The organism is Bacillus sp. LJBS06, from assembly GCF_016924995.1.
In the GTDB taxonomy this organism is placed as follows: Bacteria; Bacillota; Bacilli; order Bacillales; family Bacillaceae; genus Bacillus; species Bacillus stercoris.
In genome coordinates this window covers 280122-305585 of the sequence record NZ_CP070483.1, presented here as the reverse complement: position 1 = coordinate 305585, position 25464 = coordinate 280122, and the positions used below count along the sequence as shown (strand labels likewise).

27 protein-coding genes and 2 pseudogenes are annotated in these 25464 nt (G+C 45.2%); 11 read left to right on the top strand and 18 right to left on the bottom strand.

Features of this window, described 5'->3' with window-relative positions; genetic code table 11:
* Positions 1-25: 25 nt before the first annotated feature.
* Together JQX68_RS01665 and rapJ are read right to left on the bottom strand one after the other, a co-directional pair.
* Entirely contained in the window at positions 26-802 is a 777-nt protein-coding gene (locus tag JQX68_RS01665; protein ID WP_014662671.1) for an SDR family oxidoreductase, read from the bottom strand.
* Between the two features lie 107 nt (positions 803-909).
* Positions 910-2031 (bottom strand): response regulator aspartate phosphatase RapJ, encoded by a 1122-nt coding sequence (gene rapJ, locus JQX68_RS01660; protein WP_014662670.1) that lies wholly within the window; start codon positions 2029-2031, stop codon positions 910-912.
* A gap of 122 nt (positions 2032-2153) precedes the next feature.
* Here rapJ and cwlK point away from each other — a divergent pair, with 122 nt between their 5' ends.
* The gene (cwlK, locus tag JQX68_RS01655; protein ID WP_205440477.1) at positions 2154-2657 is read left to right on the top strand and encodes a peptidoglycan L-alanyl-D-glutamate endopeptidase CwlK; all 504 of its coding nucleotides are present in this window, start codon (positions 2154-2156) and stop codon (positions 2655-2657) included.
* A 7-nt stretch (positions 2658-2664) separates the two neighbouring features.
* Here cwlK and JQX68_RS01650 read toward each other — a convergent pair whose 3' ends face one another.
* Both JQX68_RS01650 and JQX68_RS01645 read right to left on the bottom strand, forming a co-directional pair.
* Positions 2665-4026 carry a YcdB/YcdC domain-containing protein gene (locus JQX68_RS01650; RefSeq protein WP_147772867.1) on the bottom strand — a complete coding sequence of 454 codons (1362 nt, stop codon included), beginning with the start codon at positions 4024-4026 and terminating at the stop codon, positions 2665-2667.
* Positions 4027-4211: 185 nt separating this feature from the next.
* Positions 4212-5630, bottom strand: a complete 1419-nt coding sequence (locus JQX68_RS01645; RefSeq protein WP_205440476.1) for a YcdB/YcdC domain-containing protein — start codon at positions 5628-5630, stop codon at positions 4212-4214.
* Positions 5631-5803: 173 nt separating this feature from the next.
* On the opposite strand from JQX68_RS01645, the gene JQX68_RS01640 reads away from it, so the two are divergent.
* Together JQX68_RS01640 and JQX68_RS01635 are read left to right on the top strand one after the other, a co-directional pair.
* The gene (locus JQX68_RS01640; protein WP_134976045.1) at positions 5804-5935 is read left to right on the top strand and encodes a hypothetical protein; all 132 of its coding nucleotides are present in this window, start codon (positions 5804-5806) and stop codon (positions 5933-5935) included.
* A 22-nt stretch (positions 5936-5957) separates the two neighbouring features.
* Positions 5958-7022: a DUF4352 domain-containing protein gene (locus tag JQX68_RS01635; protein ID WP_147772865.1), complete on the top strand. Its 1065-nt coding sequence runs from the start codon at positions 5958-5960 to the stop codon at positions 7020-7022.
* A 39-nt stretch (positions 7023-7061) separates the two neighbouring features.
* Here the strand turns inward: JQX68_RS01635 and JQX68_RS01630 are convergent, their stop codons facing one another.
* The 3 genes from JQX68_RS01630 to natA all read right to left on the bottom strand — a co-directional run bounded on the left by JQX68_RS01630 (position 7062) and on the right by natA (position 10032).
* On the bottom strand, positions 7062-7994 hold the full coding sequence (locus JQX68_RS01630; protein ID WP_069148903.1) for an aldo/keto reductase: 933 nt from the start codon (positions 7992-7994) through the stop codon (positions 7062-7064).
* 136 nt (positions 7995-8130) lie between these two features.
* On the bottom strand, positions 8131-9291 hold the full coding sequence (gene natB, locus JQX68_RS01625) for a sodium ABC transporter permease NatB (RefSeq protein ID WP_014662663.1): 1161 nt from the start codon (positions 9289-9291) through the stop codon (positions 8131-8133).
* Positions 9292-10032 (bottom strand): sodium ABC transporter ATP-binding protein NatA, encoded by a 741-nt coding sequence (natA, locus tag JQX68_RS01620; protein ID WP_014662662.1) that lies wholly within the window; start codon positions 10030-10032, stop codon positions 9292-9294.
* 142 nt (positions 10033-10174) lie between these two features.
* Here natA and natR point away from each other — a divergent pair, with 142 nt between their 5' ends.
* Entirely contained in the window at positions 10175-10876 is a 702-nt protein-coding gene (gene natR / locus JQX68_RS01615) for a two-component system response regulator NatR (protein ID WP_014662661.1), read from the top strand.
* Positions 10877-10888: 12 nt separating this feature from the next.
* Positions 10889-11845, top strand: a complete 957-nt coding sequence (gene natK / locus JQX68_RS01610; RefSeq protein WP_014662660.1) for a two-component system sensor histidine kinase NatK — start codon at positions 10889-10891, stop codon at positions 11843-11845.
* 39 nt (positions 11846-11884) lie between these two features.
* Here natK and JQX68_RS01605 read toward each other — a convergent pair whose 3' ends face one another.
* Positions 11885-12961, bottom strand: a complete 1077-nt coding sequence (locus tag JQX68_RS01605; RefSeq protein ID WP_014662659.1) for a helix-turn-helix domain-containing protein — start codon at positions 12959-12961, stop codon at positions 11885-11887.
* Between the two features lie 234 nt (positions 12962-13195).
* Here JQX68_RS01605 and JQX68_RS01600 point away from each other — a divergent pair, with 234 nt between their 5' ends.
* Entirely contained in the window at positions 13196-13579 is a 384-nt protein-coding gene (locus JQX68_RS01600) for an RDD family protein (RefSeq protein WP_014662658.1), read from the top strand.
* A 37-nt stretch (positions 13580-13616) separates the two neighbouring features.
* Here JQX68_RS01600 and estA read toward each other — a convergent pair whose 3' ends face one another.
* Positions 13617-14255, bottom strand: a complete 639-nt coding sequence (estA, locus tag JQX68_RS01595; protein ID WP_205440475.1) for a lipase EstA — start codon at positions 14253-14255, stop codon at positions 13617-13619.
* Positions 14256-14417: 162 nt separating this feature from the next.
* Complete coding sequence (gene ansZ / locus JQX68_RS01590; protein WP_205440474.1) at positions 14418-15545, bottom strand: asparaginase AnsZ; 1128 nt, start codon at positions 15543-15545, stop codon at positions 14418-14420.
* Between the two features lie 213 nt (positions 15546-15758).
* On the opposite strand from ansZ, the gene lmrA reads away from it, so the two are divergent.
* Together lmrA and lmr(B) are read left to right on the top strand one after the other, a co-directional pair.
* A complete protein-coding gene (gene lmrA / locus JQX68_RS01585; protein ID WP_014662655.1) occupies positions 15759-16325 on the top strand; it encodes a transcriptional regulator LmrA in 567 nt (188 codons plus the stop codon).
* Positions 16326-16362: 37 nt separating this feature from the next.
* The gene (gene lmr(B) / locus JQX68_RS01580; RefSeq protein ID WP_041521240.1) at positions 16363-17802 is read left to right on the top strand and encodes a lincomycin efflux MFS transporter Lmr(B); all 1440 of its coding nucleotides are present in this window, start codon (positions 16363-16365) and stop codon (positions 17800-17802) included.
* Positions 17803-17844: 42 nt separating this feature from the next.
* Here the strand turns inward: lmr(B) and JQX68_RS01575 are convergent, their stop codons facing one another.
* Positions 17845-18954 (bottom strand): aminotransferase class V-fold PLP-dependent enzyme, encoded by a 1110-nt coding sequence (locus JQX68_RS01575; RefSeq protein ID WP_205440473.1) that lies wholly within the window; start codon positions 18952-18954, stop codon positions 17845-17847.
* Positions 18955-19032: 78 nt separating this feature from the next.
* Here JQX68_RS01575 and pcp point away from each other — a divergent pair, with 78 nt between their 5' ends.
* On the top strand, positions 19033-19680 hold the full coding sequence (gene pcp, locus JQX68_RS01570; protein WP_205440472.1) for a pyroglutamyl-peptidase I: 648 nt from the start codon (positions 19033-19035) through the stop codon (positions 19678-19680).
* Here pcp and tatC read toward each other — a convergent pair.
* The 6 genes and pseudogenes from tatC to cwlJ form a co-directional block, all read right to left on the bottom strand.
* A complete protein-coding gene (gene tatC / locus JQX68_RS01565; RefSeq protein ID WP_205440471.1) occupies positions 19677-20402 on the bottom strand; it encodes a twin-arginine translocase subunit TatC in 726 nt (241 codons plus the stop codon). The genes pcp and tatC overlap by 4 nt on opposite strands.
* A gap of 61 nt (positions 20403-20463) precedes the next feature.
* The gene (gene tatAD, locus JQX68_RS01560; RefSeq protein WP_003223835.1) at positions 20464-20676 is read right to left on the bottom strand and encodes a sec-independent protein translocase protein TatAD; all 213 of its coding nucleotides are present in this window, start codon (positions 20674-20676) and stop codon (positions 20464-20466) included.
* 12 nt (positions 20677-20688) lie between these two features.
* The gene (gene phoD / locus JQX68_RS01555) at positions 20689-22440 is read right to left on the bottom strand and encodes an alkaline phosphatase PhoD (RefSeq protein WP_040084278.1); all 1752 of its coding nucleotides are present in this window, start codon (positions 22438-22440) and stop codon (positions 20689-20691) included.
* Positions 22441-22458: 18 nt separating this feature from the next.
* Positions 22459-22635: a hypothetical protein gene (locus JQX68_RS01550; protein ID WP_069148895.1), complete on the bottom strand. Its 177-nt coding sequence runs from the start codon at positions 22633-22635 to the stop codon at positions 22459-22461.
* Between the two features lie 79 nt (positions 22636-22714).
* A pseudogene (locus JQX68_RS01545) lies at positions 22715-23451 on the bottom strand (VWA domain-containing protein).
* A gap of 83 nt (positions 23452-23534) precedes the next feature.
* Positions 23535-23963, bottom strand: coding sequence for a cell wall hydrolase CwlJ (cwlJ, locus tag JQX68_RS01540; RefSeq protein ID WP_014662646.1), 429 nt, complete (start codon positions 23961-23963; stop codon positions 23535-23537).
* 366 nt (positions 23964-24329) lie between these two features.
* Here cwlJ and JQX68_RS01535 point away from each other — a divergent pair, with 366 nt between their 5' ends.
* Both JQX68_RS01535 and JQX68_RS01530 read left to right on the top strand, forming a co-directional pair.
* Positions 24330-24716: a YndM family protein gene (locus JQX68_RS01535; protein WP_014662645.1), complete on the top strand. Its 387-nt coding sequence runs from the start codon at positions 24330-24332 to the stop codon at positions 24714-24716.
* A pseudogene (locus tag JQX68_RS01530) lies at positions 24676-24805 on the top strand (hypothetical protein); the annotation flags it as partial. The gene JQX68_RS01535 and the pseudogene JQX68_RS01530, both read left to right, overlap by 41 nt.
* On the opposite strand, the gene JQX68_RS01525 reads toward JQX68_RS01530, so the two are convergent.
* The gene (locus tag JQX68_RS01525; protein WP_080478301.1) at positions 24772-25458 is read right to left on the bottom strand and encodes an ABC transporter permease; all 687 of its coding nucleotides are present in this window, start codon (positions 25456-25458) and stop codon (positions 24772-24774) included. The pseudogene JQX68_RS01530 and the gene JQX68_RS01525 overlap by 34 nt on opposite strands.
* Positions 25459-25464: the final 6 nt, after the last annotated feature.

Here is a 25464-nt window from a genome sequence, read left to right as displayed (position 1 = left end):
CCGCAATCCCCCTGTATTTGATGTTCTATTCAAGCTGAGACGGATAAAGTGTCATTCCGCCGTCGACGAAAAGTGTAGTCCCGGTCACATAGCTTGCTTCCTCAGATACGAGCCAAGCAGCTGCTGCCGCCACCTCTTCCGGTTTTCCGAAGGCTTTCATCGGGATTTTTTTCAATTGCTTTTGCCTGCTCTCTTCCTTTTTCGTATCAACATTTGATTCTGTGGCAATGGTGCCTGGCGCTATCGCATTGACGCGGATTCCCTTATCCGCATAATTGAGCGCCAGCGTTTCCGTCATCATCTTGATGCCGCCTTTGGATGTGGAATACTGAACATTGACTGGGCGCGGAATCTGCTGATGAACACTTGAGATATTCAGCACATTGCCCTTGATATTGTTTTTCATCATGTGGTTAAGTGCCGCTTTCGCTCCCATAAAGGTTCCAGTGACATTGACATCAATCACTCTCTGCCAATCTTCAATACTCATCTCGTGCGGCATCGCCTCAACGCCGTTAAAACCGGAGTTGTTTACCATCACATCGAGCGTTCCGAAATGCTCTAAAGCGGTGTCCAAGAGCGCCTGAATCCCTTCTTCTTTGGACACATCCGCCTCAACTGCAACGGCTTTCCCTCCGTTCTGCTTAATGATGTCCACAGTTTCATCGGCTCCAGACGGGTCGCTGTGATAGTTTACAACAACATTCATTTTCTCCTGTCCGAACCGTTCCGCAATGGCTTTCCCGATTCCTTTTGAAGACCCTGTCACAATCGCTGTTTTTCCAGTTAACTCTTTATACATACATGATATCCTCCTCTGATTTCTCACTATGCAGTGGAAAATACCCTGTTTTTCCGAGTTGAAAACAGCACAAAAAAAGCAGAGAACCTGTAGTTCTCTGCTTTTTTCTATTGAAAGCGCTGCTCGGCTAGCTTCTTTTTAATATTCATCAGCCTGCGGTAAAAGAAAGCGGCGGACTCGTAATGTTCCACCTGATTGAAACGTTCCGCTGTATCATGCAGCAGATCTTCGGCGTCGGCAAGAAGCTGCCTGGATTCCAGCAGGTCAAAGCATTCTGTAAGCACGGTCCGGTCGCCGCTTCCAAGATACAGCTCATGAATGAGGCGGAATTTCGTCAAGTACATGTCATCTTTCCATTCAGCCGCGCTCTTTATCCCGCGTTCATATGTCGCTACTGCTTTGTCGTATTTTTCTTCTTTACAGTACATATGAGTCAGTGAAAATACAGCTTGAACAGCCTGCTGAAAGTTGTGCTCCTCAAAAATAGCGGCGGCTGTTTTGAAATAGCCCTCCGCTTCTTTGTAATCGCCCAGGCTGTATTTACAGTGGCCGACATTATAATAGGCAGCGGCGATCATATACGTTTCTTCCAGCTGCCTGGCATGATCTAAGGCACTGCACAAGTGGGTCAGTGCTTTTTCATGATGATACACATCCGTCAAATTTCCGGCGATGATAAATTCACACTGCACGCGGCGGCGGCCGTACAGTTCATATTTTGTATAGATATCAAGCGCCTGGCTCGCATAGTTCATGGAAAAATACGTTTGTTTGATGTGGTAATACACTTCTGCAACCTTAAAAAGAAACTCAGCTTTTTCGATCTCATCCTCAACATACTCGAGCTTCTCCTCAGCATGTTTATAATGGTCAATCGCTAATATGAAATTTTTCTGCTTAAATTCGTACATTCCTCTGAAGTAATAAAAGTAGTATTCCAATAAGCCCGTGAGTTTTTGCTGATTGCTTTCAATTTCATTCAGCATATCAGAGAACGGAGGCTTGGTGTCGCTGTCTTTCACCGGCATCAGCTTATCAAGCATGATTCGGTGCCGGAATTCCATCAAAGAAAAATATAAAAGCAAGTCCTGGTTCTCTTCCATATCTTCTAAATCGTATTCAATCTCCTGCTTTAACGCTTCTGCTTGATCTGCTTCAAATGCGCGAATGAGCTTGTACCATTCATTTAGCTTTACTGCTACTTCTTCAGATGGAATCTTTGCTCTCATCAGTCTGCCTCCTTCCTCCTGCTACTATTTATGTTATATTTTATCATAGCTGTCCGCTTTTAGAGAGAGTCAATCACTTAAAAGCGTTAACATTCAGCACATCTTGAGAAAGTGAGACCGATATGAAGTTGGCCGCAAAAACATCTGTTATCTTATGTATTCTATTTTTTCTAAATCTTTGTGTTAGTTATATTCGGCATGAATGGCATTCTCAAAACACCTTGCAGCACATGCCTGTCCCTTCGGATCTTCATCCGATTGTGAAGCAGAATGCCGATGCACTCAAAGCCGCTGCAGCGAATAAAGGCATTACCGTCGTTATTACTGAAGGATTCAGATCCTTTAAGGAACAAGACGAATTATATAAACAGGGACGTACAAAAAAAGGGAATATTGTCACCTATGCAAGAGGAGGGGAATCGTATCACAACTATGGTTTAGCGATTGATTTCGCCCTTCAAAAAAAGGATGGCAGCATCATATGGGATATGGAATATGACGGCAATCAAAATGGAAAATCAGATTGGCTGGAGGTTGTCGAGATCGCCAAGCAACTCGGTTTTGAATGGGGCGGGGATTGGAAACGATTCAAGGACTATCCCCACTTGGAGATGATTCCCAACTAGACATCCCTCACAGCCTTTTCTTTTTCCTTATGTGCGCATCAATATAGGAAGGGTAAACCGGCTTATAGACAAGTTTGCAGTGCTGGTCACTGCCTGCTGTAAAATCAGGCTGCCATTCCAGCTTCACATCAAAAGCGGCTAAAAACGCTTCTCTCGCTTCTTCAGCGGAAATATCTGGCCTGTGATTTATTGCTTCCAATTGTTCAGGTTCAATATCAGGCGCCATAAAAGCATCAATCAATCCCGTTTCCGGATTGACAATGATACGGGCGGCGCCGAACCGCAGCGGCACTCCTTTATACCAGACAGAAAAATGATTGCGGATTCTCCCTCTTTCATCAATTCGGACGGGATTCAATTTGAAAAACTCGGCTGCTCTCGGATAAAGAGCATACAAAAATTGAAGCGCTATTGTCTGGCATTCTTCCATTGAGCATTGGCGGTTGTTGCGCCGCTCGATAAAAGAAAGCGCTGCTTTTAATTTTCCGGTTCTTTTATCCGTCTTCATTTTGATTGTGTTTTTATTTCTCGTTTCAAAATAACTTCCTATGCTCAGATCCTTACGCTCCGGTGCAGTGCCCCTGCGCCACGTGCTTCCTATTTGTTCCCCAAAGTCTTTTTCACTGACTTTCTGCATATCAGGGGTAAGACCCAGCAAGGCAAATATATCGACTTCTTCGTTGTTCCGAAGCTGCGGCAATGGCGCCGCGTTTTCTATTCTTTCATCTCCGATATGCTGGTCGGGCACAATTTCGTCTATATCCGCAGGATAGCTGTATCCCGGCAGAATTGGTTCATATACAAGCCTGGGTGCCTGATCGCCATCAATGACATCGTACATCAGCTGAAAAGACATTGTATTTAAGTAATGGGACACAACCTTCTCTTTCGCTACAAATTCTTTTGGAACTTCGGCTTTGTGCCCTTCTCCGTAATATAAAAAATGGATGATCTGACCGCTGCGTGTCACATCAATTAAAAAGCCTGAATTAGGAAGCGGAAGCCCTAATTCCATTTTGGTATACATAAAACGAATGTGCTGCCTCCGTTCTTCCTTGCCTTGAAAATGAAAATTCATAAATGTGCCGGGATGGTTAGCAGCGGCGAACTGAAGAGCCGTCAGCTTCAGCTCGGCGTCTGGAAGTTGTTTGTCTGTCTCGGAGCGGACGGATGTTGAAAAGGTGAGCAAAGCGCCGTCATTTCCGAGTTCCACTGTAATGTGCTTTTCCGGATCTTCAGGGTTCCTCCAGATGAAGTATGCCCGCCCCTTCTTCTTTTGTTTTTGATCATAATCTTCTATCTCAAGCTCATAATGCGGCGGTACATTCCCGATCTCTTGCGCCTTCTTTTTCAGCTGTTTATTTACCAATGAAGTCATCCTTTCAAAGAGTCTACGACAAAGAGAATCCAGTTTATTATATAAAAGGACCTTTCTTCTTTTAAAGTGAAGAAAGGTCCTTTTCTATTATTATCATTGTTTTTTGACATTCCTCCTGTTACTTTCATCACATATCCCTTTATAAATCTAAGGCAATTGTGTGACTTTTAGCTGTTTTACCATGAGCTAAAGACAGGCTCTCCTGTATGGGCTTCGATAAAACGGGGATACACCGGCTGATAGACGAGCCGGTAGCTGTGTTCTTCATCATCCCCGTACTCTCTTTCCCAGCCAAGCTCAACTTTAAAATGCTGCCAAAAGATAGACTTGGCTTGTTCAACTGAAATGGCCGGAACGGGATCAATGGCTGCCAGCTCATTTGGATTAATATCCGGCCCCATATAAACGGTGATATCCCCTGTCTGGCGGCTGACGCAAATTCTGATCTGCCCAAATCGGAGCGGAACTCCGTGACAATGCGCTTCAAACGTAAAACCAGCGACTGCGTTTTCTTCTTCATCCTTTTCGTCGTATCTGATCCTAAAATATTGATCGGCATTTGGAAATAAAGCAAACAGAAAGCGCAGCGCGATTTTTTCGCACTCTGCCTCAGTTACTGTCAACGGCCCTGTTTTCTCCATAAATGACATGACGCCTTCGAGTTTTCCGGTTTCTTTGTGATAGATGGTTTTCAGCACTTGATGCGTCCGTCCCTTGAACCAACTGTACAAACTTTTATCCGCCGGCTGATACATAGGTTCATTCGGATTCCGCCAAACGATCCCGATTCTCCCATCGTCCAAATCCACTTCCCGTTCTTTGACAAATCCTTTTTCGATTCCAATCATGCTGACAGGATCGGCCTTTTCGTAAATCTCCTCGAATAAAGGGAGAGGAAAGCTCTCCGGCTCCCTGTAATCATCGTCATCATCAACTGCCTGTTCTTCTTGAACCAAATCCGCAGGTACGGTAATGGCCCTGCATTCAGGCTCATACACCAAATGCGGCTGATCATCTCCGTTTTCGTAAACAGAACGATGGAGAACTTCAAACAAAAGGTCAAACTCCACGTCCTTCTTGAAGAAGGCAAGTGCCTCTTCAACATCCGCTATCCGTTTTGGCTTGATGATGCTGCCCGCTTTGCCGTAATAGCGGAAGGAAACGATCTCACCTGATAAAGAAACATCAGCCATAAATCCGCTCATAGGGAGAGGAAGCCCGGCCTCCATTTGAACATATGAAAATCTCACTTTATCACAGGATGTACGGTCATTTTCTTCACGAACAAAGGCAGAGAGTGCTCCCGGATGATGGGTCTCTACAAATTGGCGCATGATATCCTCTAGTTTCTCCTCAGACAGCCTTTCTCCGCTTTCAGGCTCCATATCACGGGAAAGGGATTCCAGCTCCCCGCCCGGTCCAAGTTCCACGATAATGCCGATATTCTCATCCTGAGGATCTGTCCAACAAAAATGAGCTCTTTTGTCATCATCGTCAAAATCTTCAATTTCCAGTTTTAAGTGTGTCGGCACCCGGCCGATTTCCAGTGCTTTTTGTTTCAATTCCTCTTTCTTCACAAAGACAGCCCCTTTCATCCTTCATATGTCCTCTTCAACAGGTTAAAAAGTAATAGTCTAAAATACACATTTTTCTGAGTTTACCAGTTTTACCAGAACATTTTTCACCAAAAATAGGATGATGAACCTATTCAATATAAAAGCTAATAATCTTAAAATTAATTCCGTTGTAACTTTTTATAGGTCCATTCATGACAAAGGAGGGCGGAGTTTCCAGAAAATCCGGTGAAAACCGTGAGAAAAGAACTGATTTTTTTGGTTATATGATGCTAATCCATTCAAAAAGATCCATTTCTCAAAGACAAAAGACTCCCCTTCCCTAAACCATTTGAGGAGGAAAAATGAATGTTTCAGAAAAAAACGTACGCTGTTTTCCTAATTCTTCTGCTGATGATGTTTACAGCTGCTTGTTCCGGCAGCAAAACAAGCGCGGATAAGAAAGAATCAGAAACAGAAAAAAGCTCAGATATAGCTCAAGTCAAAATCAAGGATGTTTCTTACACGCTTCCGTCTAAATATGATAAGTCCACTTCAGATGGCCAGCTTGTGTTAAAAGTGAATGTCGCTGTGAAAAACACAGGAAAAGACCCGCTGAATGTAGACAGCATGGATTTCACTTTGTATCAAGGTGATACGAAAATGTCTGACACAGATCCTGAAGACTATAGTGAAAAGCTTCAAGGCAGCACGATTAACGCTGACAAATCCGTTGAAGGAAATCTGTTCTTCGTTGTAGATAAAGGCAAGCAATACGAGCTTAACTATACGCCGGAGTCTTACGGTGATAAAAAGCCAAAATCAGTTACTTTTAAAATTGACGGAAAAGACAAAAAAATCTTGGCGACGGCAGATAAGCTCCAAGATTCTGCAAAAGCGTTATCGGCTTATATTGATGTCCTTCTTTTCGGCAAAGATAACGCCGATTTCGAAAAAATCACCGGCGCTAACAAGAATGAAATTGTCAATGACTTCAACGAATCAGCCAAAGACGGTTATCTATCAGCTTCCGGCCTTTCCAGCACATATGCGGACAGCAAAGCGCTTGATAATATCGTAAACGGCATTAAAGAGGGATTAAGCAAAAACTCTTCCATTCAGGCAAAAACGACTTCAATCTCTAAGGACGAAGCCATTGTTGAAGCCACAGTGAAACCTGTAGATGCATCTTCTCTTTCAGACCGTATCGAAGACAAAGTGAAAGACTACTATAGCAAAAACTCTAATGCCAGCTATGAAGAAGCTGTGAAATACGCGCTTCAAGTCTATCCTGAGGAATTCAAAAAGCTTGGACCGGCTTCATCTGAAAAAACAGTTGAAGTGAAAATGAAGAAAAATGACATCGATCAATGGCAGCTTGATATGGACGATTACAGAGCAGCAGAATTAGTCGAAGCATTCATCAAAGAATAAAACACCAAAAGGAAATAGCCTTGACGGCTATTTCCTTTTTTATTTGAAAATGTCGCTGATGAAATTCACTTCATCCTCGGTCAGATCAACGTTTAAGGTTTTCAGGTTATCCTGTAATTGCTCAGGTCGTTTAGCTCCTGGAATAATGGCATCAATCGCTGGTCTCGTTAACAGCCACGCCAAAGCAACATGTGCTGTCTCGGCTTGTTTTTCCTCCGCTACCGCTTTCAGTTTATCTACTTTTTTGAGATTGTGGATAAATGTTTCACCCTGAAATTGCGGTTTATCCTTTCTGAAGTCATCAAAGACTGTGTCTTGCGAGAATTTTCCTGTCAGCAGTCCGGACGCAAGCGGAAAGTAAGGAATAAAAGAAATGCCGTGTTGTTCACAGTATGGAAGAAGCTCCTTCTCGGCATCACGCTGAATGAGAGAGTATTCGGCTTGGAAGACCTCCAAATAGCCGTCAGCATTACATTCCTGCAATTGCTGATAATTAAGGTTCGATGCGCCGATCGCTTTGATTTTCCCCTCATCCTTCAGCTCTTTCAAAGTGCCCGCTACTTCAGCGAGAGGCGTTTTTCCATCCGGAAAATGAACATAATACAAATCAATGTAATCTGTTTTCAGCCGCTTCAGGCTCTTTTCCACCTCACTGCGAAGAAACTCCCGGCTATTGTCTAATTCAATGCTGCCATTCACTTCTTTATGGGCACCTTTGGTGGCAATGATGAGCTCATTCCGTGCGCCGCGCTCCTGCACAACTTCGCCGATTAATTCTTCAGATCGCCCCAACCCATATATAAAGGCGGTGTCGATAAAGTTCACGCCGCCATCCAATGCCGTGCGCACTAAATCCTTCCCTGTTTCATCATGTAGATTTGGAAATAGATTATGCCCGCCAACCGCATTAGCGCCGAGTCCGATCCGCTTCACCTTCAGCTTCGTTTTGCCGAGTGTACGTGTATGATCCATTGTTCCTTCTCCTTCGAAACCAATTTTGATGAAAAATAGTGCAGGTTCACTTTTTGTATTAGATATCCTTTTTCTATTTTCCTTCTTTTTTCAGGATATACAAAAAGGAGAAAGTGTATTTCTCCTTTTGCAAAGTTTATTTCGGAAGAACCCATTTGTCTTTCAGGAAGCAGGCTCTGGCCAGTAAAAAGAAAATGGCGATGAGCACGGCGATGGTTCCTGACGTGCACCAAATGGCAGCCGGGTCAACCATCCCGAATAAAAGCTGTTTGAATAACGCATGCAGGTTCAGAAACGGGATAAGAAAGTACGATAAATCAAATTGATTCGGTGCCTTGCTGAAGATGAAAAACATCGGGAACACAGGCAGAAAGACGACGAGAGACATATAGCTTTGCGCTTCCTTTACCGAGCTCGAAATGATGCTGATGAAAAGCTCCATCGCAGAGATCAGCAATGCAGAAAGCACGATGATTAAGGCTGAAGCGCCGATTACACTCCACATATGATCTCCCAGCTGGAGGGCCGTTTTTAAATTCTCAGTAAATAAGACGGTGGACAAAATCAAAAACACCAAAGCAAATACACCTGAAGCAACGCCAAAAGTAGAAACCGCAAGCCACTTGCCGACCAGCATTTTGTTTCTGCTGACTGGCGTCAATAACAGCGCCTCAATTGATTTCCGGTCCTTTTCCCCGGCCATGATATCAAGAGCGATCGGCATTGCGCCGGAAACAATGGAAGTCAGAATCAGCATGGGCAGGATGGCGGAAAGCATAATAGCGGAAACCCCTTTCTCCTCATCCGCTTCCTTTTGCTGAATCGTAAATGGCTGGATAACCGATTGATCAATGCGCTTATTTGTTAAACGTTCCTGCACAATTTCATTTTTATACTGATCTAAGGCAGATTGCACAAGCTGCATCGCATTTGACGACCCTTGATCGACTGAATTGCCGTAAACATCAATCTTAAATGGCGTCATGCTGTTGACATATGAGTCGAACTCTTTCGGGACGTTCAGATAGGCATCTGCTTTTCCTTCATCAACCGCTTCTTTAGGCTCAGCAAACGTTTTTACGCTGATCTCGTCAATCGCATGAAGCTTACTTTCCAGTGCGGGCGGCAGAGAATGGCCGACAGCCAGCGTGTATTGCTCCTCTTTGTCGGACAGCATGCTTTCATAAAAGAATACAAGCCCAAGCATCATAATCATCGGGACTAAGATTGTGAGTAATATTGTTTTTCTGTCGCGCAAAGCATCGATCATTTCTTTTTTATAAATATGGCTCAGCATTTAAGAAATCCCCCTGACAAGCTTAGACATAAAGATGTAATTCAAATCCTCACTGCGCTCGCTCTCGTATAGTGATTCAAGCGCCCCCCGGTAAATCACCTCTCCGCTGTGAATCATGATGACACTGTCACAGAGCGCCTGCACTTCCTCCATAATGTGGCTGGAAAAAAGAATGGTTTTCTGTTCTCTTTTCAGCTGCTGGATGAATTCGCGAAAGATATTGCTGGATGTAATATCAAGCCCTGTAGTCGGTTCATCAAATAAAATGATGTCCGGATCGTGAATCAGCGCTCTGGCAATGGCGACCTTCTGCCTCATGCCTTTCGAAAACCCGCCCACTCTGCGGTTCATATAATCGCGCATGCCGAACCGTTTCGATAAATCTTCTATTCTTGCTTTGATCTCGTGGCGGTTCAGCCCATACAGCCTGCCGAAGTATTGGAGATTTTCTTTAGCGGTCATCCTGTCGTAAAGCCCGGTTTCTCCTCCGAATAAGACACCGATTCTTTTTTTGACCTCAGCCGGCTGCTTGACCGTGTCAAAGCCGTCTACCGTGATTGCCCCTTGTGACGGTTCAAGCAGGGCAGCAATCATTCTCAGCATCGTCGTTTTGCCCGCACCATTTTCTCCGAGAATGCCGACGACTTCTCCTTTTTGAATTGTTAAGCTTACATCTCGCACCGCTTTGACTACTTTTTTCTTATCCTGAAACCTGCGGCTGCAATCGGTCAGTGTAATCATGTCATAATCTCCCTTTTCTTTTTTCTAATAATGACTATATACGAAATGCTGGATTTGTTGGATAAAGTTGTCGCGAAGAGTTCTTTTTATGTCGCGAAATGGGATAGAATAAAGATGATTCTATGTAACTAGGAGAATGATAATGGTAAAAGTCGGACTTGTCGATGATTATCGAGTAGATTTAGAGAAGCTGGAAGCGATCGTATCCAGAATGCAAAATGTCGAAATTGTCTTTTCCACCGATTCAGCGGAGGAAGCCTACAGCCGGGTAAAGAATGAAGACATTGATCTGCTGCTTGCCGATATCGAGATGCCTCATATGTCTGGCTACGAGCTTGCTGATTTGATCAGATCCCATTCACTTGATGTTGATGTGATTTTTGTTACCGGCCACAGCGGTTATGCGGTTCACGCCTTTGACCTGAACGTCCACGATTATATTATGAAGCCTTACTATGCTGACCGTCTGGCCGCTTCCTTCGACCGTTATTTGAAAAAGAAAACGGAAACGAGTTTGAATGGGCGTATATTGATCAAGCAAAAATCTGAAATGCACGTCCTGCAAAAGAAGGATATCATTTTCGCAGAACGGACGGGTCGTTCCACGACGATTGTGACAACCGCTGAAGAGGTGCAAACGTATCAAACATTAAATGATATTAAAGGCGACCTGCCCGAAAAGGATTTTCTCCGTTCGCATCGTTCCTTTATTATCAACATTCATTACATAAAGCACTTTTCCGCTTATACCAAGCATTCATTCACGGTTTCCTTTGAGGGAACGTCTAAAAAAGCGATGATCACCAAGCAGCAGCTTGATTATTTTCAAAACTACTATTTTTGAGGAGTTTAGTACGTGGTTACCCTTTTTAAAGGTCTTTATCTGATTTTATTTAGTTTCATATGTTATCAGGGGGCTGCTGCTCTTTGGCACAGTACAGCCGGCTCTTGGCTCGCCGCTGCTTTAGGTGCGGCGGCAGCAGGATTGTACCTATGGAAAACGAAGCTGGTGTGGGACCGCTGTTCCTTCCAGCTTTGTGCGTGGATTGCGGTGATTCAAGCGATGGCAGCGGCGGTAGTGCCGTTCAGCTCTGACATAATGCCGGCATTATTTGCGATCGTGATATTTGCAGGGTGTGAAGGGCTCCGTATCGGACAGTCTGCCCTGCAAGCAAGGCTTTCTGATCAAATTGATAAGCTGACACAAGCTGAACAGCACGCCAATCAAATGCTGATCGATGTCAGAAGCCGGAATCATGACACAATGAAACATATCACAGCAATCAAATCAGCTCAGCCCAAGGCAGATACACAAGCATATATTCAAAACTGGACGGATCAATACAGTCAATATGACCGTTTTTTGAAGGGAGAGAATGCGTACGTTGCAGGGGTGCTTTATGATTTTCTAGAAAAAGCCACCGCCTCAAATGTGAGTGTTTCACTTCATATGCATACACCGCTTTCTTCACTTCCATTTTCAGCTGCTGATCAGGTCAGCTTGGTCGGCAACATATTGGAAAATGCGCTCGACAGCGCGGCGGAGGCCCGAGAAAAAGCGGAGATTAAGCTGGAAACTTCGCTGCGAAGCGGGCTTTATGTACTGATTTGTGAAAACAGCACCCCCGGCATGGACCCTACGGTGCTCGATACTCTGTATCAATCGTTTGGCCGCTCAACAAAAGGCGGTGCTCATGAAGGCATGGGCACATATATCATTCAAAAACTGGTGAAGAGCGCTTTTGGCAGGCTGGATTTTACCTACCGCCACCCCGTCTTCCGGTTAGAAATCAAAATTCCGTTTCAGAAATAAAAAAACCTTGAAAAGCCTGGCTTTTCAAGGTTTTTTTCATTATGAGGATAACGCTTGGGCAAAGCGATCCGCCTCATCCTGCAGCGTGCTTTCAATTTCTTTGTAACGGCTGGAAATGGTTGATGCGCTGACGCCGTATTTTTTCGCCAGTTTAGCCTGGGAAACGGACGCGCCGTTAAGAGAAATCGCGTTCACATAATATTCAACTGCCGCCGCAAAAGCTTCCGGCTTTCTGATGACAGGTGATTTTTTCTCACAGAATGTTTTCCAAATCTCAATAACAGCCGGAATCAACTCAGTCGGATACTCATCCCCGCTCATGCCTTCTTCGATAGCCGCAGCGGTTTCTTTCTCCAAGTCGTTTGCCCACTCAACAGAGCTTTCCTCCGCTTTTTCTGCTTGCGGCTCTTCATCCTTTTCAGCTAACAGCGCGAACAGAACGCTGTTGAATTCCTGCTTCATGAAGTCCTCCGGCGTTTTGCCGTTCTTCACAGCGGCATCCGCATATTTCTTCACCTTGCTGATCAGCGCTTCTGTTCTCTTCACCGGGAAGATCGTGAACTGCATGAAGAATTCTGCTTTTTCGGCTTCATGGATTGGATATCCAAGAATCAGGCTTCCCACTGGAGGAAGGTCTTGATTGCTGGCGTCCATTTCCACTTCGAATTGTTTTGCCGTAATGACATCTTCAAAGTGAATGATGCCTTCTTTCAGATCCTTCAGCAACAATAAAGCTGGCGTCATGCTGTTCCATGATTCAACGATCTCACGCGTTTTCGGACGAGTGATCGAATCGCCTTTTTTCTGCAGGTACTCTTCGAAGATTGTCTTCTCACCGGCAAGCGGATGGAAGAAGATTCCCCAGATACCCAAGTTAAATACGCTGATGTCTTTCGTCTGTCTGTCCATAGCAGAAAGAAAATCATGCTGGTTGATAAAGCCTGAAATGCTTTCTCTATGTACTGTGAAGGCATACTCCACTAAGTCTTCCTGAATTTGTTTTGCTTCTTTTGCCGCTAACTCTGCCGGGAAGTCGACTACTTTACTTCCGCAGCATTTTTTATATTTCTTGCCGCTGCCGCACGGGCAAGGGGCATTTCGTTTCACTTTTCCCACAATAAACCCTCCGAATTCTGTTGTAACTTTTCTATTTTAACAAAAATAACTTCTGAGGGCTTGGTTTCGGGCTAAAAAAGAATTTGGTAATAGGATAAGCTGGTTGATCATGCCAATTTACCTATGACAATTTCATCAAATTTTGTGATTTAAGACTTATCACCTATTCCCACTTTAGACCCTTCTTTTTTACAATCATTAGGTATTTATTTAACATTTTAAGGAGTGTTTCTATTGGAACTAGCTGGTTTTATGCTGCGTGCCTGCGCTCTTGTACTTGATGTGGTCATTGCCGCAGCAGTGATTTTGGCAGCCGGATTTACGTTTGGCGACGGGTCCGCCGGTGTCATTATAGTCGCTATATTGATGCTGATTGTGTACCCGTTGCTGATGCCGCTGACAAAGTGGAAAGGGACACTGGGCAAAAAAATCATCGGACTGCAAATCGTAAGAGATGAAACACACGAGAAAATTTCTCTCCTACAGGCAATTGTCCGCTACATCATAGCGTGGGTGCACGTGTTCTCCCGCCTGATCTATTTGACTGCCGCATTTACGAAGAAAAAACAAACCGTTCATGATATGGCTGCAAAAACCATTGTGCTGAAAGCAGAATAACCTTGAAGAATAGCATTCTTCAAGGTTTTGTTTTTCATTAGTTCGTATTCTGGCCTCCGCCGTTCAGCCCTTCTTTGATCAGGCTGTTGACTTGGCTGTTCATCAATAAACCGATGTGTCCCACGCCATGAATTTGAACGTTTTTGGCACCATCTAATCTTGATAAGTAATTCATGACAATCATATCGGCACTGCTGTAAATAGATGTGTATAAAATCTTTTGATTTGGATCTGTTCCCGGAAGCGCCTTGCCTGTCGTCAAACGGTTCGCGCCGCCAAGCGTCACGACGTTTGCAACTTTATTTCCGCCGTCCAGATTTTTTATGTAGTAAAGTGTGTTCGCGCCCCCCATGCTGTGAGCGACAATATCCACTTTTTTCGCACCCGTTTCATCTAACACCTTTTGCACAAATCGTGATAATACCGGGCCATTGTTATAATTCGTGCCTGTCTTGTCCCAAAAATCAACCGCATACAGCTTGTCCCGTGACCAGCCTTGAGATACGAGATAGCTCTTAATTCCAGCAAAATTGAATGATGCTCCTCCAATACCGTGAACCATAACAACTGGGTTATGTTCAGCGGCTTTTGCTGACGGCTGCAACGCAAACAGCGATGTAACAGCCAGCATCAAAATTGTTACAACTGCAACGAACTTACTTTTTACAAATTTCATAATATCCTCCTTTTTTTGTAACAAATTCTCCAAATATATTACGTTACCAAATTAATTAAGTAAAGGGTAATTTTGGCTTATTTTTAAAGAAATTTTAAGATTCAGAGGTCATTATTGGTCCTAAAAAACAAAAAAAGAAGGCTTATTCGCCTTCTTTTCTCTTCAATACTTATTGAAATAAGCTTGGATCTTTTTAGGATCGTTGGTTTTGGTAAGCGCAAGCATCAGCAATATCCGCGCTTTTTGGGGGTTTAAAGAGTTCGATGCCAGGAGGTTCTTTTCCTCATAGTCTTTGTTTGGCGTTACGACACCATTTCCCGTACGGCTTGAACGCACCACAGTGACGCCTTTTTTGACTGCACTGCCAGCTCCTTTTTCGGCTGAGTCAGATAAAGACCCGTTCCCAGAACCAGCAAACACAATCCCTTTTGCTGCGGCTTTTACAGCTGCGTCAAACAGGTAGCTTCCGTCATTTTGGTATCCATAGATAATGTCTACTTGCGGCAGCTCATCAAGATTAGAAACCGAAAAATCCGTATCCTTCGTATGCTTGCGGGTTATTTCATTATTAAAATAAATATCATCGGCAATTGTTCCGACAAAGCCCATTTCATCTGATTTAAATGTATCTGTTGTGGTTGTGTTTGTTTTGGTGACATACCGTGCTGAAGCAATCCGGTCGTTAAGAACGACGAGCGCACCTTTTCCTTTTGCCTCAGGTGTGCCTGCCACTTTCACTGCATTGTACAGATTAGACGGCCCGTCGGCGCTAATCGCTGTGGATGGCCTCATCGAACCGACGACAACAACCGGTTTATCGCTTTTCACAGTGAGGTTCAAAAAATAAGCTGTTTCTTCCAGCGTGTCAGTTCCATGGGTCACGACGATTCCGTCTACATCATCTGAAGCGAGCAAGTTGTTGATTCGTTTCGCCAGCTTCAGCAATATTTTATTATCAATGTTTGTGCTGCCGACGTTGACAATCTGCTCGCCGCTGACGTTCGCGATGTCCTTCATTTCCGGGACTGCCTCGATCAATGATTCAACGCCGACAACACCTGCTTTATATTCAGTTGTTGAGGTTTTCGATTGATCGGCTCCTGCAATCGTGCCTCCTGTCGCTAAAATTGTAACGTTTGGCAGGTCCTTTTTGTCAGAGGCGGACGCCGAAGAGACTTTTTGTGTCTGCGTTTTTTCTTTCGGGGATTCTTTTGTTTCAGGAGAATGTGAACATCCGGCAAAAACAAACAGTAGTGCGGTAAAAAGTACAAGCAGTCGTTGTTTTTTCATCTCTTTCTCTCCTTACATCCTTATGATGATTAATCATTGAATATTTTATCTATTCAGTCAAAAGTCCAGTCAGCTTTTCTCTCACTTTTTTGTTGTAATATACTTCTTTTTTTGCCTTTTCATACAATGAATTTCTCTTGACAATTGATGAACGAATCAAGATAATAGACCAGTCACTATATTTTTGATTGAATTCAGTAAGGTGGGAATGTTATGAGTTATGGAGATTCCCGTGAGAAAATCCTTTCGGCAGCTACCCGGCTTTTTCAGCTGCAAGGGTATTACGGCACGGGGCTGAACCAGATTATAAAGGAAAGCGGCGCACCTAAAGGCTCTCTTTATTACCACTTTCCCGGCGGTAAAGAACAGCTTGCGATCGAAGCCGTGAATGAGATGAAGGAGTATATCCGCCAGAAAATCGCCGACTGTATGGAAGCCTACACCGATCCAGCGGAAGGCATTCAAGCCTTTTTGAAGGAGCTCTCCTGCCAGTTTTCATGTACGGAAGACATTGAAGGCTTGCCTGTGGGCTTGCTAGCGGCTGAGACGTCATTGAAAAGCGAACCATTGCGTGAAGCCTGCCATGAAGCCTACAAAGAATGGGCCTCTGTATATGAGGAAAAACTGCGGCAGGCTGGCTGCAGCGAGAGCCATGCAAAAGAAGCCAGCACTGTAGTTAACGCGATGATTGAAGGCGGCATTCTTTTATCTTTGACGGCAAAAAACAGTACGCCGCTCCTTCATATCTCCAGCTGCATTCCTGACCTGCTGAAGAGATAAAAAACGACATCCTACATGCAGTTGATAGAGAGGGGAAATGATTTTGGAAACAACAGCTAAAGCATCTCAGCAATACAAAGTGATGCCGATTATGATTTCCTTGCTGTTGGCCGGTTTTATCGGCATGTTCAGTGAAACAGCGCTGAATATTGCGTTAACCGACCTTATGAAGGAATTGAACATTACAGCGGCAACCGTTCAATGGTTAACGACGGGCTACCTGCTTGTCCTCGGTATCCTGGTTCCTGTTTCTGGACTGCTGTTGCAGTGGTTCACAACAAGACAGCTTTTTACCGTGTCACTTATCTTTTCAATTTTAGGCACATTCATTGCGGCGCTTGCGCCGAGCTTCCCGTTTTTATTAGCGGCAAGGATCGTTCAGGCACTTGGAACCGGTCTTTTACTGCCGCTGATGTTTAACACAATCTTGGTGATTTTCCCGCCTCATAAACGGGGCGCCGCAATGGGAACGATCGGGCTTGTCATTATGTTCGCGCCCGCCATCGGCCCAACTTTTTCAGGATTGGTTCTGGAGCACCTCAACTGGCATTGGATTTTCTGGATCTCTCTTCCGTTCCTTGTGCTGGCGCTTGTTTTCGGTATCGCATATATGCAGAATGTATCTGAAACGACAAAGCCGAAAATCGATGTATTGTCTATCATCCTGTCGACGATTGGCTTCGGCGGCATTGTGTTCGGATTCAGCAACGCGGGTGAAGGCTCCGGGGGATGGTCCAGCCCGACTGTTATCGTGTCGCTGATTGTCGGCGTTGTCGGCCTTATCCTATTTTCAATCCGCCAGCTGACAATGAAGCAGCCGATGATGAACCTCCGTGCGTTCAAATACCCGATGTTTATTTTGGGTGTGGTCATGGTGTTCATTTGCATGATGGTCATTCTGTCATCTATGCTGCTTCTGCCGATGTACCTGCAAGGCGGCTTAGTCCTGACGGCATTTGCATCTGGTCTTGTTCTCTTGCCAGGCGGTATTTTAAATGGATTTATGTCCCCTGTTACAGGCCGCTTGTTCGATAAATACGGGCCGAAATGGCTTGTCATTCCTGGATTTGTGATTGTCACTGTTGTTCTTTGGTTCTTCTCAAATGTCACAACCACATCAACGGCTGTGCTGATTATCATCCTGCACACCTGCTTGATGATCGGGATTTCTATGATCATGATGCCTGCGCAGACAAATGGTTTAAACCAATTGCCGCGCGAGTTTTATCCAGACGGCACCGCCATTATGAATACACTGCAGCAAATGGCGGGCGCTATCGGAACAGCGGTTGCGGTCAGCATTATGGCTGCAGGCCAGCATGATTATATGAGCACCGTTAAAAACCCTGCCGATCCGGCAGTCATCCCGCAAGCTTTGACAGCGGGTGTGCAGCACGCGTTTGTGTTTGCGATGATTGTTGCCATTATCGGTTTAGTTGGCGCATTCTTTATGAAGCGCGTTAAAGTAGATCATTAATATGAAAAGCCCCTGACCTAGTGTTCAGGGGCTTTTCTATGTTTACTTATCAATCATTTTCGCCGCGATTTCATCAATCGCGTGCCGCATGTCCTCCTTCGTATTATAAAAGTGGGGAGCGAGACGGATGACTTCGTCCCGCGGCGCGCAAATCACTTTTTTCTTCTTCAGCAATTCCGCCGTTTCCGATGCCCGCTCATCCCGGATCGCAACCATGCCCGGCTGAACCCCGCCTTGTGCTGACGCCAGCTGCAGGCCTTTTGCAGCAGCATAATGACAAGCATCGGCACAGATCGTTTTTACATGATTCCGGATATAAGAAACCCCGATATGATTCAACAGCGACAAAGCCGCTGCAGCTGCGTATATGCTGATAAAAGCTGGGGTGCCTGTTTGAAAACGACGCGCGTCTTTTGCATAAGCCCCATCAAATCCGTTCTCTCTGCCGAACCAAGCTGATGCTTTCGGCTTCAGTGCGTCAGCCAGCTCCTTTCTCACATAAAGAAACGCCACACCCGGTATGCCGAGCAAATACTTCCGGGTGCCTGCTGCCAGTATATCTACGCCCCACTCCTTCACATCAATGGGAATGTGTCCCGCTGATTGATAAGCATCCACAAATAATAGAGAGCCTTTTCTCTGAGAAATCTCGGCGATCGCTTTTATATCCTGAACATAGCCGTCACGATAATGAACGTGAGGAACACACGTCAGCACTGTTTCTTCTGAAATATGCGTTTCATACTGTTCGAGCGGCATCACACCGTCTATTGATGGAATGACAGATATGTGATAGTCGCATTGTGCCTGCCAGACATGAGACACTGCCGGAAAATCCATCTCCGTATACACAACATGTTTCTTTCTAAAAACAGATAGGGCCGCTACGGAAACTAGCGCATCAGAAACTGACGGCACAATCGCCACTTCATCCGGTTCAGCCCCGATTAGCTTAGCAAACTCGTTTCTCGCACTCTCTGTTTTTTCAATCGCTTCTTTCCAGTTCGTCCCCCTATGCAGCAGGCTGTCATGATAATCCTGGATCGCCCTTGATACAGGCTCTGCCAACGCGCTCTGAGAACAGCTGGCAAGCATCATATGTGTCTGCAAGGTTGGGAATAACTGGCGATACTGCTCCGGCAAATGTGCCATTATGATTCACTCCTTTACATTATTTTGATGAAAAACCCATAAATAAACAATAGAATAAAAGAAAAAGGAGATGAGTAGATGAGAAAAAAAGTGCTGATCACAGGCTTTGACCCTTTTGACAAAGAAACCGTCAATCCATCATGGGAAGCGGCAAAACGTCTTAATGGTTTCGAGACGGATGAAGCCATCATTACAGCGGAACAAATTCCAACCGTCTTTAGATCCGCTCTGGACACTCTGCGCCAAGCCATTCAAAAACATCAGCCAGATATCGTGATTTGTATCGGCCAAGCCGGAGGGCGGATGCAGGTCACACCGGAACGAGTGGCGATCAACCTTGCAGATGCGCGAATCCCCGATAACGAAGGACAGCAGCCAATTGATGAGGAGATTTCTCCAGACGGGCCCGCCGCTTACTGGACGGGACTTCCCGTGAAACGAATGACTGAAAAAATGAAGGGAAACGGCATTCCGGCCGCTGTTTCGTATACAGCGGGAACCTTTGTATGCAACTATTTGTTCTACGGATTAATGGATCACATTAGCCGGACAGCTCCGCACATTCGCGGAGGGTTTATTCATATTCCTTACATTCCGGAGCAAACAACAGACAAAACAGCGCCGAGCCTCAGCCTCGACACGATTGTCCGGGCATTGAGAATCGCCGCTGTTACGGCCGTACAATATGATGAGGATGTGAAGTCACCAGGCGGTGCGCTGCACTAAGCGGCCGCCGTTTCGTCCCTAAGCCTCTTTTTGTAGACAAACGCTGATAGGGTGACACTTACTTCAAACAGGACAAGAAGCGGGATCATCACGAGAAAATCAGAAATGAAATCCGGCGGTGTAATCAATATGGACACAACGATCAGCAGAAAATAGGACAGCTTTCTCGCTTTGGCTAGTCTGTAGGGATTTAAGATGCCCAGTCTTGTTAAAAACATCACCACCAAGGGCATCTCAAACAAGAAGCCGAACGGCAGGCTCAAATTCACCATAAACCTGAAGTAGCGGTCAGCCGTAAACATCGTTTCAAAATGGCCCGAGGATAAATGAGTCAAAAAGCTGAGCACGATTGGAAACAAGACAAAGTATCCGAAGGAGATGCCCGCCAAAAACAACGCAAATAAACCTGGTATGTACATGAGCGTCACCTTGCGCTCCGTTTTCGTCAGCGCCGGGGCAACGAAACGCCACAGCTGGTACGCGGCAACAGGGATAGAAGCCGCAATGGCACAAATACCGGAAAGCATCATATACACCCAAAGAATTTCACTCGGACCAAGCACAGCCAGCTTTCCGTCCAAATCCCTGATCAGCCAGTCATAAATGTCCTGTACAAATAAAAAAGCCGTGATGAGAAATAGAAGAAATGCCGCGAGGGTTATGATCATCCGGCGGCGAAGCTCTTCTAAATGCCCGATCAGATGGGTTTCTTTTTTATCCATTCAAAAAAGCCCTCCCTTTCATAAAAAAAAGAGGCAGACCCGGTGTCTGCCTCCTCAGCACTCAGCCCGCGTTTTTGTCCTGCTTCACCGCTGTCAGCTCAGCTGATTTCTCTTCTTTTTCATCACCAGACACAAGTGATTTTGTGGCACTTTTAAATTCCAGCAATGTCCGTCCGGCGGCTCGTCCGATTTCCGGCAGCTTGGAAGGGCCAAAAATAATGAGGGCGATGACGAAGATCAGAATCAAGCCCGGTATTCCAATGTTTGAAAACATAATTTTCACTCCTTAATTCGTGATTTTTGCACGCTTCTTAATCATTTGTTTCTCGTGGGCTTTGTTGTGCGCAAAGAAACGATCCTCTTCGACCTCATCGGATTGCTTCACCCCGCCTTGGATTGTTGTAGATGATACCTTTCTCAACCCAGTTTGGTCTTTCTGGTAAACGAATGAAGCCCGCGTGGAAATGGCTGCGCCCGGCTCGGTTACAAACGGCATCACCCGATAGTCGGCTTTCCACTGGTGAGGCGTCACTGTACATCGGACATATCCGCGATAGTCGTTAAAGAACTTGATGTGCGGATTTTCTTTTAGAATTTGGTCTGTATCCGCCCGCTTATCTGCGCCGTTTCCTCCGGAAGTGATCGAGGTTCCGACAAATTCGGCTCCGAATATTTTTGAACTTGTCTTCTCGAAATCGACATGCAAATTCGATGCCCAACTTGCGTGTACATCACCTGTCAGTACGACAACATTATTCAGATTTTTGCTTTTAATGAAATTGATAACTCGTTCGCGCTGAGCCGGATAGCCGTCCCAAGAATCCATGCTGTAGATCGGGCTTGCGCTTGTCCCAAAATTCCATTTCGCAAAGAAAATTTGCTGCGCCAACACATTCCAGTGAGCGGTCGAGCTGCTCAAATTGTTGAAGAGCCACTGCTCCTGTTCTTTTCCTAACAGGGTCCGATTCGGATTGCGCGATTCATCAGAAGGCGGCTTATTGCCGTCGTTATTGGCTTGGTCATCCCTGTACTGGCGGGTATCAAGCACATTGAAGGACGCCAGGTTTCCGTACGTAAAGTGCCGGTACAGCTGCATATCCGGGCCATTCGGCAAAGATGAAATGCGGAGCGGCATATGTTCATAGTATGCCTGATATGCTGCCGCGCGGCGGAGCACAAATGCTTCAACCGACTGTCCTTTTTCCGGTATTTTATTGGCATAGTTGTTTTCGACTTCATGGTCATCCCATGTCACAACCCAAGGGAACGCAGCATGTGCTGCTTTAAGATTGGCATCAGAGCGGTATTGGGCGTGACGGTTTCGATAGTCTTGCAGCGTATAGATTTCCGCGCTGTTGTGCGTGCGGACATTGCCCGTTTTTGATACATACTCATTTGGCCCGTATTCATATATGTAATCACCGAGATGGAAGACAAGATCAAGCTTTTCCTTCGCCATATGCTTGTAGGCCGTATAATATCCATGCTCATATTGCTGGCAGGAAGCAAACGCAAAGGTCATTTGCGGCACATTGGCGCCAGGGGCAGGCAGTGTTTTTGTTTTTCCGACAGGGCTTAGTTCATGTCCGGTTTTGAAACGGTAATAGTACACTTTGTTCGGCTCAAGCCCGTCCGCTTCCACATGAACGGAATGGGCAAGACTCGGTTTAGCCATTTCAGTGCCTTTTCTTACGATTTTGCGAAAATGCTCATCCTTTGCAACCTCCCATTTGACAGGCACCGCTTGCTTCGGCATTCCCCCGCCATTCAGCGGATCTGGTGCCAGGCGCGTCCAGAGCACGACACTGTCAGAAAGCGGATCACCTGACGCTACCCCTAATGTAAACGGATAGCTTGAGAATTTAGGCGCAGCATTTACTTCAAAGGCCCCAACCGACTGGGCAATGGTTAATCCAAGAGAAAGTCCTGCAATCTTCCCCGCTCCTTGAATAAATTTGCGGCGGTCAAACGTATTGTTTTGAAAGCTTTCCTCTTTCAGTTTCTGTACCCATTCATCAAAACGACTGTCGTATGCCATTCAAGATCCCCTCTCTTCTCATTGATCGTCTCCATTATAGGAAATCATTGTTAAACGACTGTGAAGAAGTGTGAACCGATTGTAAGCGATGAACATCAAAAACAGGTCTTCCCTCACAAGCCTGCCGCTGAAACATGCCGAAAGCTGGCTGAATGACGCGTTTTCTGCATATCCTGTCGTTTGCAAGCCGCCCATTCGGCCTATTTTTCTTCACATGATCTTAAAAAAACAAAAACACCGAGCCATTTCGCAGAATGGCTCAGTGCCTTATCAGTTATTTCGAAAACAATCTGCTGAAAAAGCCCTTCTTTTTCGGGTTTTCAGCAGGGGGCTCTTGATCTCTTACAATTCCTTTTTCCATCGCTTCTTTCAGCCAAAATGGAAATTCAGCAGGGCAGAGCATCATAAAGCTCATCATCAGAAATGCGGTCAATTTCTTCGATATGCAGGATGTTCGTGTTACCAACGCCACGCCTTTCTAGCGTATGGAGTTTATTGAGAAAATCAATTTTCCAATGCCGCCAAACTGCCAGAACACCGTTTTATCAAAGGAGGCTTCAATAATTGGTTTGATTGACTTTTTACAGCCTCCGTCATTGATAAAAACAATGAAAGCGGGATACGAGCTCGGTTCCTCCGCAACATATTTGCGCAACATGTCCTTCATGACCGGCGGCTCATCATTTCTGCCGAATTTATGCAAGCGGTCATTATTTTAAATTCCACGCTCGACATAGCCCGAAAAATCCTTTTCTGAAACTGGCTTTTATCGGGAATATTCATTATCATACACACATACATCCAGCAACTATCAAACTGATCAGCCACTGCCAAATTCCGCTCCACCACATTCCGCTCCACCACATGTTGAACCGTTCCGTTTTTGTAAAGCAATCTCATCAATCCCGAAATATCAAGAACCAGTCCGACACGAGCCATCACCTTCGTTAATTGCTGTTTCTCCAGTACGATCTTTACACTTTTGCAGGTCGATTGTTGCCATTCTGTCATCTCCGTCAGTTCTTTTCACGGGAATATTTTCCATTGCATTTCTTCAAAGAAAAACACCGTTCAATTTGAACGGTGTCCAGTCTCTAAAATGTGTTATATACATTTTCACACGTCTCCGCCGTCGGCTGATAAAAGCAGTGTGACTTAAACCTGGCCACAAACGGCTGGTTATACCACTGGGCGGGACAGTTTCCCTCCGGCCTGAAGTACCATAAACTAAATTTTGCAGGCCAGCGCCTTTCACCATTAATCGACCGGCGTGCAAGGGCACGCTCGCTATCTCGCGCCCTTTGATAAAAATATCCATGAGTCACAGCCTCAAACGCGTGTGGCTGATAAATCATCTGCCTGATGGTGCGGAGGCCTTTAAAATCTGAGCAATTCGCCCGCAGCCGATTAATTCCAACGTTGCCGACAAGCAGCATCCCCTGCTTGCCTTCGCCTTCCGCTTCCGCTCTGAGCAGCCTTGCCATCAAATCGACATCCGCACTCGTTGCTCTCACGACCGCCATCACGTCACCTCCCCTTGATCTCTTTTCATCATATTTCATTACTTCAGAAGTGATGACGGAGGGACAGGAGAAGTTTTAAAATTAATTCATCTAAAAACACCAAACATTTTGTTTGCTGCAAAGAAAAATGGGCGGTTGGCCGTCAAGGCAGCGTCTGGTGCGAGACGGCCGCCGCAATTTCCGCTGACGTATGGGCGCTGGCCCCCCTCTCCCAGCAATTTTTGCACCCGCCTCCGAAAAGCATAAACATCAGCATCACTGTGATCTCCTCCTATATATGGATCCGAAAAAGTACGAAATAAGGTTTAAGTTTTTACATTTGAGGAATTATACATAACAAATCAACTGACAAAAGGAGGAAATGCAATGACACATGTGAAAGCGCTCGCGATTAAAGGTATTATGACGATTATTGTGTTGTATCTGGTGCTTGGTCTGGGCTTTGGTTTCACGTTTGGAGATACGCTGTTAATGACGATAGTGTTAGGGGTTATTTCTTATTTGCTTGGGGATCTGTATGTATTGCCGAGATGGAATAATATGATTGCAACTTTGGCTGATTTTGGCTTGGCCTTTCTCGTGATCTGGCTGATGGGCATGCCGCTCTCCCTGGGGATGACTGGCGGTGAAGTTGCGTTGGCGGCTTTATTCGGCGCGATCGCCATGGCAATCGGTGAATATTGCTTCCATTTCTATATGATGAGCAAAGAGATTGGCAAGAAGCATTATCTTGAAACAAGAACAGACTCATAATAGAAAGGCCGGCGCTGACAGCATCGGCCTTTTGTGATTTTGCGGGCGCGTTATTTCAAGCATCCTGTTTGTCTACATTCCTAATCGCCAAACAGGAAAAAATGAAACCGAGGGCTGCTAGAAATAATGGGATATACACAACAGATGAAATTGAGAAGCCCGGACTTGTTTGACTAGTGAGTGTTACAATCACTATAGACGAAATGATGGTTGCTGGAACGGAGTGTTTACGCATCCCAAAAAAGATGGGAACTAAACTCGTTCCAGCGGCGCCAAAAGTGAAAACCGCCATTTTTACCGCCTGCTGAGAAATGATTTCAGAAGTTAACTCACCTGGTGTAAAATGGTATATCGAGTTCAACCCAAAGAAAACTGCGGCTATGAGTATATTCGAAAGTAAAATCGTGATAAACGTCAGTCCGGCCGCGATCATGAGCTTAGCTGTAAGCAGTTTTTTACGGCTGATCGGGTACGTGAACATCACAAGAATGGTTTTGTTTTTATATTCCGAAATCACCAATTTTGCGATCAGCACTGCGCCAAAAATGATAAATACTGATCTGACAAAGGTGCCGATGATGAGAAACGCTTCCTCCATGCTTTGGAACGAAACCCCGCCATCAGCTTTTTCGGAATAACTGATCAGCCATAAAAAGCCCATAATAATCAGGTTGGCAATGAGGGCGCCTCTGACATACCAGCCTATTTTCATTTTTCTTAATTCAATTCTGATCAAATTCATCAACGT